13 protein-coding genes are annotated in these 12,805 nt (G+C 40.0%); 4 read left to right on the top strand and 9 right to left on the bottom strand.

Features of this window, described 5'->3' with window-relative positions; translation table 11 throughout:
* Positions 1-397: 397 nt before the first annotated feature.
* From AACZ87_RS22650 to AACZ87_RS22640, 3 genes are all read right to left on the bottom strand, one after another.
* Complete coding sequence (locus tag AACZ87_RS22650) at positions 398-844, bottom strand: DUF1569 domain-containing protein (protein WP_339870364.1); 447 nt, start codon at positions 842-844, stop codon at positions 398-400.
* 81 nt (positions 845-925) lie between these two features.
* Positions 926-3,331: a ribonucleoside-diphosphate reductase subunit alpha gene (locus AACZ87_RS22645; protein WP_339870363.1), complete on the bottom strand. Its 2,406-nt coding sequence runs from the start codon at positions 3,329-3,331 to the stop codon at positions 926-928.
* A gap of 54 nt (positions 3,332-3,385) precedes the next feature.
* Complete coding sequence (locus AACZ87_RS22640) at positions 3,386-4,366, bottom strand: ribonucleoside-diphosphate reductase small subunit (protein ID WP_339870362.1); 981 nt, start codon at positions 4,364-4,366, stop codon at positions 3,386-3,388.
* Between the two features lie 580 nt (positions 4,367-4,946).
* Here AACZ87_RS22640 and rplU point away from each other — a divergent pair.
* Positions 4,947-5,258: a 50S ribosomal protein L21 gene (gene rplU, locus AACZ87_RS22635; RefSeq protein ID WP_339870361.1), complete on the top strand. Its 312-nt coding sequence runs from the start codon at positions 4,947-4,949 to the stop codon at positions 5,256-5,258.
* A gap of 35 nt (positions 5,259-5,293) precedes the next feature.
* The gene (rpmA, locus tag AACZ87_RS22630) at positions 5,294-5,554 is read left to right on the top strand and encodes a 50S ribosomal protein L27 (protein ID WP_339870360.1); all 261 of its coding nucleotides are present in this window, start codon (positions 5,294-5,296) and stop codon (positions 5,552-5,554) included.
* A 422-nt stretch (positions 5,555-5,976) separates the two neighbouring features.
* On the opposite strand, the gene AACZ87_RS22625 is transcribed toward rpmA, so the two are convergent.
* The 6 genes from AACZ87_RS22625 to lipB are packed head-to-tail and all read right to left on the bottom strand — an operon-like array spanning position 5,977 to position 11,708.
* Positions 5,977-6,606 carry a rhomboid family intramembrane serine protease gene (locus tag AACZ87_RS22625; RefSeq protein ID WP_339870359.1) on the bottom strand — a complete coding sequence of 210 codons (630 nt, stop codon included), beginning with the start codon at positions 6,604-6,606 and terminating at the stop codon, positions 5,977-5,979.
* A complete protein-coding gene (locus AACZ87_RS22620; protein ID WP_339870358.1) occupies positions 6,607-7,608 on the bottom strand; it encodes a polyprenyl synthetase family protein in 1,002 nt (333 codons plus the stop codon).
* Entirely contained in the window at positions 7,571-9,772 is a 2,202-nt protein-coding gene (gene rnr, locus AACZ87_RS22615; protein WP_339870357.1) for a ribonuclease R, read from the bottom strand. The genes AACZ87_RS22620 and rnr overlap by 38 nt, the downstream gene beginning before the upstream one ends.
* A 53-nt stretch (positions 9,773-9,825) precedes the next feature.
* Positions 9,826-10,575: a 3'-5' exonuclease gene (locus tag AACZ87_RS22610; protein ID WP_339870356.1), complete on the bottom strand. Its 750-nt coding sequence runs from the start codon at positions 10,573-10,575 to the stop codon at positions 9,826-9,828.
* 9 nt (positions 10,576-10,584) lie between these two features.
* On the bottom strand, positions 10,585-10,986 hold the full coding sequence (locus tag AACZ87_RS22605) for a hypothetical protein (RefSeq protein WP_339870355.1): 402 nt from the start codon (positions 10,984-10,986) through the stop codon (positions 10,585-10,587).
* Complete coding sequence (lipB, locus tag AACZ87_RS22600; protein WP_339870354.1) at positions 10,983-11,708, bottom strand: lipoyl(octanoyl) transferase LipB; 726 nt, start codon at positions 11,706-11,708, stop codon at positions 10,983-10,985. The genes AACZ87_RS22605 and lipB overlap by 4 nt, the downstream gene beginning before the upstream one ends.
* Positions 11,709-11,792: 84 nt before the next feature.
* Between lipB and AACZ87_RS22595 the strand changes: the two genes are divergently transcribed.
* On the top strand, positions 11,793-12,149 hold the full coding sequence (locus AACZ87_RS22595; protein WP_339870353.1) for a YraN family protein: 357 nt from the start codon (positions 11,793-11,795) through the stop codon (positions 12,147-12,149).
* 127 nt (positions 12,150-12,276) lie between these two features.
* Positions 12,277-12,804, top strand: coding sequence for a YSC84-related protein (locus AACZ87_RS22590; RefSeq protein ID WP_339870352.1), 528 nt, complete (start codon positions 12,277-12,279; stop codon positions 12,802-12,804).
* The last annotated feature ends 1 nt before the right edge of the window (position 12,805 follow it).

Below are 12,805 nucleotides of genomic sequence, written 5' to 3'. Positions count from 1 at the left end.
TCGCCGCCTCATTTATTCAAAGCCTTTCGTGAAAACGGAAGGCTTTTTTGCGTTTAAGCCTGTTCTGGTAATTGAATACAAGACCAGGAAGTACAGCCACCCGATAGCTACGGAGCCACCTAATGTTCGCTAAGCCCTTTGGTCAATTCCATTGAGCATTTTGCTTTATAGACCTTTGTGTATACTATCCCACACCTAATGGGAGATCAGTCTGAATATCTAGGGAATAGGTGTATACAGCATAGAAGTTAGCTAGTCTAAACAAGAAAAATTCAATGTTGATGATTCCGGTGAATTGAACTTGGAACGCCTTTATTTTTGCATTGAATGATTCTGCTAATGCATTTGTATTTAAGCATAGTTATATGTGGCGCTTTCATATGGTATATAATAATATTTACCAAATATCAAACTGCTTGAAATGGTGCTCAAAATGCTTTGGATGAAATCTTTCCCACTCAGCATAGTTCAACTTCCCAAACCTTGGATGAACAGTTGTGATATCTGGTGAAGACTCGAAGAAAGTATTATATGCAATGATGCTATCTAAGAGTTGCTGTTTTGCCTCATCTAAGTTTACACTTCGTAATGGCATTAAAGCTCCTGCCTTTAAGCCTGGTGCAACTACTCCTTTTGGGAATACCATATCGGTATCTAAGAGTGCTCTTTTTTGAAATTTTTGTTTTTCACTCGGCACAAACTCAGGAATCTTTATTCTATTGTAAGCGATTTTAATGGTAACTGTGAGGTGCTCAACCATATGTTGTGGAGACATTATTCCAAATTGAGCGGGCGTATCTGGGTTTAGTTTATTCAGCTTTTTCTCTACTACTTTATTTTCCATTGTCAGAACTTTAATTTTTAAGGTATAAAAAAAGCGCTTGATTTCTCAAACGCTTTCTTGGTGATTAGTAAACTTTAAATTTTAGCTTCCGCAAGCTTCGCAGTTGTCTGGATCATCCAAAGAACATGCTATCGCGTCTTGCTGTTGTTTTTGTGTTTTAAGAGGAACTTCCTGCTGTGTATTATTGCTCGTCTTAGTTTCAAAACCTGTCTTATCTAGCGTGAACTTGATTGCCGCTGTTGCTGCTTGAGATCTTAAGTAGTACATACCTGTCTTCAATCCCTTTTTCCAAGCGTAGAAGTGCATGGAGGTCAACTTACCGAAGTTAGGATCCTGCATGAATACATTCATACTTTGAGACTGACAGATATATGCTCCTCGATCAGCAGACAGATCGATGATAGTTTTCTGTGAAATCTCCCAAACTGTCTTGTAGATATCTTTGATGTGTTGAGGAATTCCTGGGATATTTTGAACTGAGCCATTGGTAGAGATTAACCTATTTCTCATGGTGTCATCCCAAAGACCTAAAGCGATCAAATCCTTCATCAAGTGTTTATTAGCAATAATAAACTCTCCTGATAGCGTCCTTCTTGTATAGATATTTGAGGTGTATGGTTCAAAACACTCATTATTACCCAAGATTTGAGAAGTAGAAGCTGTTGGCATCGGAGCCATCAATAGAGAGTTTCTCATTCCGTACTTCTTGATTTTCTCCTTTACCTCAGCCCAGTTCCATCTACCAGACTTAGGCGTTACTCCCCACAGGTCGAATTGCAATTCACCTTTGGAAGCTGGAGAACCTTCGTATGTTTCATAAGTGCCTTGAACTTTAGCTAATTCCATAGAAGTTTCTACAGCTGCAAAGTACATAGTTTCGAAGATGTCCTCATTCAAGCCTTTAGCTTCCGGAGATTCGAAAGGCATACGCAGCATAATAAATGCATCCGCCAAACCTTGTATACCCAAACCAATTGGGCGGTGACGGAAATTCGATCTTCGAGCTTCTTCTACTGGGTAATAGTTTACATCAATTACCTTGTTCAGGTTTTTGGTAGCTACTTTGGTGATTTCGTATAGTTTCTGATGGTCAAAGAATAATTTTCCATCAGGACCTTGTGTTACAAATTTTGGTAGTGCAATAGATGCCAAGTTACAGACAGCTACTTCGTCTGGAGCAGTGTACTCGATGATCTCTGTACAAAGGTTAGAAGATTTGATCGTTCCCAAATTCTTCTGGTTTGACTTACCATTTGCAGCATCTTTGTACAGCATGTATGGAGTACCAGTCTCTATTTGAGATTCTAAGACTTCAAACCAAAGTTCCTGCGCTTTGATCGTTTCACGAGCTTTTCCTTCTCTCTCGTATTTTTCATACAACCTTTCGAATTCTTCTCCATGACAATCAGAAAGTCCCGGTGCTTCGTGTGGGCAAAAAAGTGACCACTCAAGGTTTTGCTCAACACGCTTCATGAATAAATCTGGAATCCAAAGTGCATAGAACAAATCTCTAGCTCTCATTTCTTCCTTACCGTGATTTCTCTTAAGCTCCAAGAAATCTTTGATATCCGCATGCCAAGGTTCCAGGTATATAGCAAAGCTTCCTTTTCTTTTTCCTCCTCCTTGATCTACATAACGAGCCGTCATATCAAAGTTTCTCAACATCGGTACAATACCGTTAGAAACTCCATTTGTGCCCTTAATGTAGGAGCCTTTTGCTCTTACGTGGTGGATAGAGAGGCCAATACCTCCAGCGGATTGAGAAATCTTAGCGCACTGCTTCAGAGTATCATAAATACCATCAATACTGTCATCCTTCATCGTAAGCAAGAAACAAGACGAAAGTTGTGGTTTAGGTGTTCCAGCATTGAAGAGGGTAGGAGTAGCGTGAGTAAACCACTTTTCAGAAAGTAGGTTATAGGTTTCAATCACTGAATCCATGTCCTCCTTGTGGATCCCAACAGCCACTCTCATCAGCATGTGCTGAGGACGTTCTACTACTTTTCCATTCAACTTGATCAAGTAACTTCTCTCCAAAGTCTTGAACCCGAAATAATCATACCCAAAATCCCTTTTGTAATCAATCGCTGCATCTAGCTTGGCTGCATGATTTTTAATGATACCATATACCTCTGGATCAAGCAAAGCGGCATTTTCATCCGTCTTTGGATTCACGTGAGTATACAGTCTTTTCATGGTGTTTGAAAAAGACTGGCTAGTAGTCTTGTGAAGATTGGAGATAGCGATTCTCGCAGCCAGGATAGCATAATCTGGGTGCTTTACAGTCAAGGATGCACAAACTTCTGCTGCTAGGTTGTCTAGCTCAGTAGTGGAGACTCCATCATACAAACCATCTATTACCTTTTTGGCAACATCGATTGGCTGGATGAATTTGGGATCCAATTCATAGCAAAGGTTTTCAATTCTTGTGGTGATTTTGTCGAATCGTACCGATTCTCGCCTTCCGTCTCTTTTTAATACTAGCATTTCTTTGGGATTTTTTGGTTGATGGAAAAGTGTTAATTAGAAGTCCTAGAAGTCCTAGAAGTCCTCACCAATGGAGAATCTTGGTGAATCGTCAGAGCCCTCATTTGATTTCATCACTCCTGCTTTTTGGTAGTCACCAACTCTTTTCTCAAAGAAATTGGTTTTTCCCTGTAGCGAAATCATATCCATGAAATCAAAAGGATTTGTGCTATTCCATATTTTATCGCACTCTAGTTCGCCTAGCAGTCTGTCTGCTACAAATTCAATGTATTGACACATCAAATCAGAGTTCATACCGATAAGTCTGACCGGTAGCGCGTCTGTTACAAATTCTTTTTCGATTTCTACAGCATCTCTGATGATCTCTCTTACTGTTTCCTTTGGTAATTGATTATTCAAATGTTGAGTATAGAGGTGACACGCAAAATCGCAGTGCAATCCTTCGTCTCGGGATATCAATTCGTTTGAGAAAGTAAGTCCTGGCATCAGGCCTCTTTTCTTAAGCCAGAAGATCGAACAGAAGGATCCCGAAAAGAAGATGCCTTCCACTGCCGCAAATGCGATCAAACGTTCTTGGAAGTTTCCGTTATCAATCCATCTCAACGCCCAATCGGCTTTTTTCTTTACACATTCAATATGCTCAATTGCGTGAAGCAGCTTATCGCGCTCTACAGCATCTTTGATATACGTATCAATAAGTAGGCTGTATGTTTCAGAGTGAATGTTTTCCATAGCAATCTGAAATCCGTAGAAGAATTTCGCTTCTGTATATTGGACCTCAGACACGAAGTGCTCAGCCAAGTTTTCATTTACGATTCCGTCACTTGCAGCAAAAAAGGCTAGAACGTGAGAAATAAAGTGACGCTCACCATCATTCAATGCTTTCCAATCTACCATATCCTGACCTAGGTCAATCTCTTCAGCCGTCCAAAAACTGGCTTCAGCTTTTTTATAGTATTGCCAAATGTCATTGTGCTGGATAGGGAATAAAACAAATCGATTCTTATTCTCTTCTAGTATTGGTTCGTTCTGCATTGCTACTGTAGTGTTTTAAGCGTATTAATTTTTGCCCCTTCTTAAATAATTCTGTGGTCTGGGGATAAGAAAGGCTGCCTTTTTAGAACAGCCTTTGAACAAATATGTGAATCAAAATCGGGAAATAAAACCTGTGAAGCATTCGGTTAAAGCTAATTTTGAACAAAAGTCAAAAACAAGATATCTTGCTTTGTGTCAATAGTATACTAACCATTTGATCTAGCTTTAAATGAATGAATGAGGCTGATTTCAAGGGTTTGAAATAATTTCAATTAATTTCGAAAAAGATTTTCAACCAAAATTCAAGCCTAAAACTGAACGATGGTCAAGTATTTCGTGTAGTTAAATTTGCTTTTCAATATTTTGACCTTCAATAAGTTGTGATAAAACTTATCCGAATTCCCAAAATCATTTATCAATTAAATTGCCTATTGAAGGGAAATAATTAAGGGGATTTTTGGTCAAGTGATTCGAGATGCAAAGATTCATATTAAATCATAGATAATATTTTGGAAGGCTGTTTTTTTGTTCCAATCAACTTTCCTATATTTGCACTCCGATTTCAAAAGAATCAAGAAATATGTACGCAATTGTAAACATCGCAGGTAAGCAGTTCAAAGTAACACAAGATCAGTTCGTCTATGCTCCAAAGCTAGACCTTGAAACTGGCGCTTCCGTGGAATTCGACCAGGTACTATTAGCAGAAGCTGATGGAACTGTGTCCGTAGGAGCTCCCCTTCTCAAAGGAGCATTGGTATCTGGGAAAGTCCTAGATCATGTAAAAGGTGATAAAGTCATCGTCTTCAAAAAGAAGCGCCGTAAGGGCTACAAGAAGAAGAACGGTCATAGACAAGACTTCACTAAAGTATTGATAGAAACTATTTCACTCTAAGTTTTCCTTACCGAAAACTATAAAAGAATAAAACCATGGCACATAAGAAAGGCGTCGGTAGTTCCAGAAACGGTAGAGATTCACAATCCAAAAGATTGGGCGTGAAGAAATTCGGTGGCGAAGCAGTAATTGCTGGTAACATCATCGTAAGACAAAGAGGTACTAAGCATCACGCAGGTGAGAATGTAGGTCTAGGTAAAGATCATACGTTATTCGCAACATCTGACGGAGTTGTTACCTTCAGAAAGAAATTTGATGGCAGATCATACGTAAGCGTATTGCCAGCAGAGGCTTAATATAAGCATTCAACCAATATTGAAAGCTCCTTCACTAGAAGGAGCTTTTTTTGTGCTTTTAATTTTCTTAACTGATTAACCGTAGTGGACATGGAGGTTTTCGTAGAGAGCACAAATTGTTTCGCTAGGCTAAATTAGATAAAGCCTGTTGACTGAGGGATCACTATCTCAATCCCAGCGCATAGCTATTCTGTCGTAAAAGGTCACAAAAAAAACCGACCAATAGATTATCAGTCGGGCAGTCTATATAATGTATCATGATTATCCGCAATGATGCCAGTCACCTTAGATTCTTTGCTTATCAGGTTGGAAGACCGATGACCGAAGACCGAAGTGGCCTCAATTCTTAAGTTTAACAGATCTTACATTGCTTTTGCTACCTTACTGGTAGAAAAGCGGATATACATTTAATGTATAATTCTTTAGAAAGGTCTATAGCTAATCACCTCATTAATAAATGTGGTTGCACTACCTGGAGAAACTATTAGGATAAATACAATGCCGAAAATTGCTCCGTATAAATGCGCATCGTGATTGATGGCATCGTCTTGGTTTTTTCCTTTGAAATAAGAATATAAGAGAAACAAAACACCCAAAATAAATCCAGGCAAGCATAGAATTCCGAACAAGCAAATGTCTGAAAGTGGAAGAATAATGATGCTAGCGAAGACTGTAGCGGCTGTTCCTCCAGATGCGCCCAGTGCACGATAATAACTATTGTCTTGATTTTTCAGATATGTAGGGATGTCTGAAATAATTATCCCCAAAAGATAGAATATCACATAGACCACGCCACCTAACACTACTCCAAACTTATAAGCAAGAATCTGCTCTACTACGCCTCCAAAGAAGTAGAAGGTGAACATATTAAAGAAAAGGTGCATGTAATCTTTATGGATAAATCCAGAAGTTATGAACCTATCCCATTGCCCATTTCTCTTGATTTTGTATGGAGTAAACATGCAGCGTTCCATGTATGCTACATTGTTGATTCCATAATAACTACTGATCGCGGTGATAATAATCAGGACAATTGTAATTGATAATTCCATTTATTTTTCTCTGTGAATTAAGTCCTGAGTGATTTTTTTAAGTTCAAGGAAGTAGTCTTCGTTTTTGAAATGGATTGCATCGTATTGTGCAAATCCTGCTTCGAAATATGAATTCATTTTGGCTTCAGTTATCGCTTTGATACCAAGCTTTTCATAGATCCCTCGAACTGCTTTAACTTTTTCTTCTTTATCGAAATCCTTTTGAGCGATCCAAAAATTTAATTCTTCAGCATCTTTCCCCTTTGCCAGCTCTAATGCTTTAATCAAAAGGAAGGTCTTTTTATTGGAGATGATATCACCGCCAACCTGCTTACCAAATTTTGCCTGATCTGCAAATACATCCAGCAAGTCATCTTTCAGCTGAAAGCCAACTCCGATATTCATCCCAAAATCATAGAGTTTTTGGGCATCTTCCTTCTCTGCCCCTGCCAGTAAAGCACCTAACTGAAGGGCAAAACCCAAGAGTACGGCGGTTTTCAAGCGAATCATATTCAAGTATTCGTACTCGTTAACAGACGCTAAGGATTCGAAATTCATATCGAATTGCTGTCCTTCACATACCTCAGCTGCTGTTTTGTTGAATAGCCGAATGACTTGCCCAAGTTTGTCGGCATCTGTAGGTAGGAGCAGATCGTAAGCTTTCACCAGCATCACATCACCAGAAAGAATTGCAACGTTTTTATCCCATTTCACATGAACGGCGTCTTTTCCTCTTCTCAAGGGGGCGTCGTCCATGATATCGTCATGCATAAGGGTGAAGTTATGAAAAACTTCTACCGCCGCTGCCTGGCTAAGAATGGCTTCTGGGTTAGTCTTATAGATGCCATAAGCCAATAAACTAAGCAAAGGACGGATTCTCTTTCCGTCTAAGCTTAGGATGTAAGTTATTGGTTCATAAAGTTCTCTGGGTGATTTCCCTATTCCGGCATCTGTCGGAAATTCATTCTGGATGTAATTCTCCAGCTTACCTAACAGCGCGTGCGCGTGGCTTTTTTCTGTCATTATCTGCAAATTCCAAATCTATCGTTCTACGGTCAATATCCGTATTAACTACTCTAACCTTCACTTTGTCGCCCAAAGTGATCATTTTTTTTGTTTTCGAGCCAATCAAGCGCATGTTTTTCTGATCGAAATCGTAGTAATCGTCATCCATGTCCTGGACGCGGATCATGCCTTCACACTTGGTTTCTGTGATTTCCACAAAGACTCCCCACTCCGTGACTCCAGCTACAATTCCCTCGTAATCTTTGTCTTCAGCAAGAGACATGAACTCTACTTGTTTGTATTTTATGGAGGCTCTTTCGGCATCTGCAGCTCTTTTTTCACGCTCGGAAGAATGCACGCATTTTTGCTCCCAGTCTTCTGCGTCCGGAGATTTTCCATTATCAAGATATAACTCGAGCAGCCTATGTACCATCATATCCGGATATCTACGGATAGGAGAGGTAAAGTGCGAATAATGTGCGAAGGCTAGTCCAAAGTGCCCTTTTGGCTCAGTGGTATATTTGGCCTTAGCCATACTACGAATCGCCAATTGTTCGAGAACATTTTGCTCAGGTTTGCCCTGGATCTCCTCCATTAATTTGTTTAGCGCAGTAGAAATAGTTCTCTCATTTTCGATTTCGAACTCATGTCCAAATCGCTTTGCAAAGCCTGAGAAAGTATCCAGACGCTCCATGTCAGGAGAATCGTGAGTACGATACACAAAGGTGTCTTTCCCTTTATTCTTATTGAAGACAAATTCCGCAACGTATTTGTTTGCCAAGAGCATAAACTCTTCAATAAGCTTATGGATATCTTTTCGCTCTTTGACCATCAAGCCAAGTGGCGTGCCTTTTTCATCTAGCTTAAACTTCACCTCTACTGTCTCAAAGTTAACTGCTCCATGCTTGAATCTCCGCTGACGGATTTTCTTTGCCATGACATTCAGCAAAGTCAATTCCTCGAAATAATCGCCAGATTGGGTATCAATATTCTCCTGAGCATCTTCGTAAGCATATCTCCTGTCTGAATGTATGACAGTTCTGCCAATCCAATGTTTCTTGACATTTGCTTCGTCATCCACTTCAAATACACAGGCAAAGGTGAGCTTATCCTCATGCGGGCGAAGTGAGCAAAGTCCATTACTCAATCGCTCAGGAAGCATAGGAATAGTTCTGTCCACGAGGTAGACGGAGGTTGCTCTGTTATATGCCTCTTTTTCAAGAGCTGTTTTTGGCTGTACGTAGTGAGTAACATCTGCGATGTGAACACCGATTTCATGGTTGCCATTTTCCAGTTTTCTATAGGAAATAGCATCATCGAAATCCTTAGCATCCGCCGGGTCAATAGTGAAAGTCAATACATCTCTGAAATCCTTTCTTTTCTTGATTTCTTTGGCATTGATCTTTTCTGAAATTGCCTCAGCTTCCTTCTCTGGCTCTTCAGGATACTCAAATGGTAATCCAAATTCAGCCATGATAGAGTGGATTTCCACTTCGTGCTCTCCGGCTTTTCCTAATACTCGGATTACTTCTCCAGTAGGATTTTTATCGCCTTCTCGCCATTCTGTGAGTTTTACTACTACTTTTTCTCCGTGCTGAGCACCTTGCAGACCTCCTCGATGAACGAAGATGTCCTTGTGCATTTTCTTAAAGTCAGGAACTACAAAAGCGAAGCGTGGTGAGATTTCCACTCGGCCCACGAATTCATCTCTACTTCTTTCTACGACTTCCAGTACTTTACCTTCTACTCGACCGGTTTTTCCTTTGAGAGGATAGACCATCACACGGACTTTGTCACCATCGAGCGCTTGTTTCATATCAGCCTCTTTGACCAAAATATCTCCATCTACCTTTTCGGGGTCGAGTGGTACGATGAAAGCAAATCTAGGATTTACAAAGTCCACGATTCCTTCGATAAACTCAGGATCTTGGGTAGATGAGTAATAATTTCTTGGATTTCGAGAAACTGAACCTGCTTCTACTAATTTACTTAGTACAGGCTCGACGCCACCTTTAGTAAGGGCATCTCTGATTTCGAGTTTCTTAATAATCTGCTTGGAGTTAAATTCCTCTCCAAAATGTGCATCTAAAAATTGAAGGATGCGACGTGCCAAGCTGGCTGCGTCTGTTTGTTTTCCACCTCTATTTTTAGTGGTGTTTTTCTTGTTTGATTTTCTTCCCATGTTTTGGGTTGTTGATTAGGGTTAAGGTAAAAAGATTTATGTCCCTGCGCCCATTAATCTTTGTGATCTTTTGTTGAATTTTCTAAATGGATGATTTCTATTTCTAAGTCATCCGATTGTGGATGCATAGCCATATATACTCGAGCTGTGACCTCCACATCTCTCAGGCAGTATTTTTTGATTTTTTCTACGTCTTTTTCCAGATGAAAAGTAGTATTGACCTGACTTCCGTCAAGATCATCTTTTGAAGATGGAATTCCAAAAACTGAAGCTAAAAGCTCCAAGCGGGTGTAATGTTTATAGTCTCCAAACTTCCAAAGTTCCATCGTATCAAGATGGCGAACTTCCCAGGGCTTTTTCCCTGAGATCTGTAAAGGCTCCGGCAAAGCTATTCCATTGATTAGCATTCTGCGGCAGAGGTATGGAAAATCAAATTCCTTACCGTTGTGAGCGCAAAGAATCCATTTTTTCTTCTCTAACAAAGCCTTAAACTCCAAAAGAAGTTCCCGTTCATCTTCATGTGCGTAACATTTCGATCTGAATGCCAGTTTTTTGTCCTTCTTTTTCCATTGAAAATAGCCGACACCTACACAGACTACTTGCCCAAATTCGGCATGAATTCCTGCTCGATCAAAGTACAAGTCTCCAGGATCATGAATGCCATCATCTGTATGAATCAAACGCTCTTTTTTAAGCCATTCACCTTGAATTCGCTCGGGCAGTTCTTCGAATTTTTCAGTTAACGAAGCCGTCTCTATATCTAGAAACAGGATATCATTCAATTGATCAAAAAAATCTGCCATAAGCGGTTATTAAGCGTGGAGAACTCCTTCCAGGCCAATTTCGGGAATCATCTTTATGAATCCAGGATCGAAACTGCCTGAAGTAAAGATAAACTTTTTATCAAAAATCTGATCCATAATGTAATAACTCACCCAAAACTCATTGTTCAAAACAAACACTGCTGGATCTATGGGTTCCACTTTAGCTACTGATTGCTCACCAAGTTCTTCCAGCATATGGCGAAGTGTAGATGTCTTTTTTACTTCCCCATTTATTTCGCCATAACCTTTTGAAGTGATCATGACATTTTTCAACTCAATCAAATTCAAGTTGATGATATATACTGCCCATTCCGTTCCTGAGGCGGTCTCTTCTTTAGCTATCGCCAGTTTTACTCCAGTCACGGGACTGAAATCTATGTCTTTCTTCATATTGCTTCTATACTCTCCATTTCAAATAATTCGATCAAATGTTGCTTCACTCGGTCTTTGACTTCTTGCATTTCCACAGGTCGGCCAAGCTCCAGATGAAGGGAGGTGACAGCCTTGTCATCGATGCCACATGGGATGATGTGTCCAAAATAGCTGATGTCTGCATTCACGTTGAAAGCGAAACCATGCATGGTGACCCAGCGACTGGACTTCACACCCATAGCACAGATTTTTCTGGGACTTTTTTGCTCCACATGATCTAGCCACACACCAGTTAACCCATCGATTCTTCCCGCTTCTATTCCGTAGTCCGCCAACGTCAAAATGATTGCTTCTTCCAGAAATCTCAGGTATTTGTGAATATCAGTGAAGAAATTGTCCAAGTCTAAAATCGGATAGCCTACCAACTGCCCAGGGCCATGATAGGTAATGTCACCACCGCGGTTTATTTTATAATATTGAGCGTGATGGCTTTTGAGGCCATTTTCATCCAAAAGTAGATTTTCTTCCTTGCCACTTTTTCCCAGTGTATATACATGGGGATGCTCGACAAATAGTATGTAGTTTTTACTCGGTGCTTGGTCGGCTGGGGGCAAAGGACGATTACTGATTTTTAGAGCAACAGTTTCCGCAAAGAGTTTTTCCTGATAGTCCCAGGCCAGTTGATAATCCAGCTGTCCAAGGTCTCGGAATTCTACTTTTTTATTAATAATTTCATTCATTGGCTAGTCCCGAGGGATTTACTTTTCAACTGAACTCAAAACGGGTTCGTTCATTGATTTTTCAAAATTAAACAAATATCCAAGATGGCTGAGCACAACGATTCCGGAAAACTAGCAGAGCAATTAGCTGCGGACTGGCTGGTGGGAAAAGGTTATGAATTAGTTGGGCAAAATTATAGATTTGGTCACGCAGAAATTGATCTTATACTGACGCACCGTGGACTGTTAATTTTTGTAGAAGTAAAGTTTAGATCCGGGACTGGCTTCGGTTTTGCAGAGGAGTTTGTCGATTCGGTAAAGCGTAAGTTGCTGATCAAAGCTGCAGATCATTACATATTTGAAAATGGTTGGCATCAGGATATCCGGTTTGATATAATTGGCGTATACAAAGACCGATCAGGAAAAATTAATTTCAGGCATTTTGAAGATGCTTTTTACTAAAAAACACTCCAGTTAAATTTTAAAATAGAAAACATGAAATCGAGCATGACCCAAATCGGCAGACTAAGGTTTGATTGTAATGCATGTGAAGATTTCCTATAGCCTTTAAAAATCAAATTATAATTATATGAAAAAAGTAACAGTGACTTTCATTTTTGCCTTGATGGCAATGGTAACTTTTGCACAGGACGCAAAAAAAGATCAAAGAATCGTAGAGGATGCCGCAGATGCAAAAGCAGCTTTTTTGGAAGATGATCCGGATATGATAAGTTTCTTCAATACCTCCTATGGCTATATTATCTTACCTAATGTAGGAAAAGGCGGGCTTGGAATCGGCGGAGCTGCTGGAAACGGCGTAGCTTATCAAGGTGGTAGTAAGGTTGGTTTCGCTAAAATGACCCAAGTGACCATCGGCTTTCAGGCTGGAGGACAATCGTATTCAGAAGTCGTTTTCTTCGAAAACCAGGAGGCTTTTGACAGATTTAAAAACAGTAAGGTAGAAATGTCTGCACAGGTTTCTGCTGTAGCAGCAGCTTCTGGAGCTTCATTGAATGCTAAATATGTAGATGGGGTAGCTGTTTTCACCCGCACCAAAGGAGGTTTGATGTATGAAGCCTCTGTAGGAGGTCAGCAGTTCAAATTCAGAGAGAATTAAG

The sequence above is a fragment of the uncultured Algoriphagus sp. genome (assembly GCF_963974365.1).
Lineage (GTDB): Bacteria > Bacteroidota > Bacteroidia > Cytophagales > Cyclobacteriaceae > Algoriphagus.
Note: the sequence above shows the minus strand (reverse complement) of the source record. Positions and strands in the feature narration are given on the sequence as shown.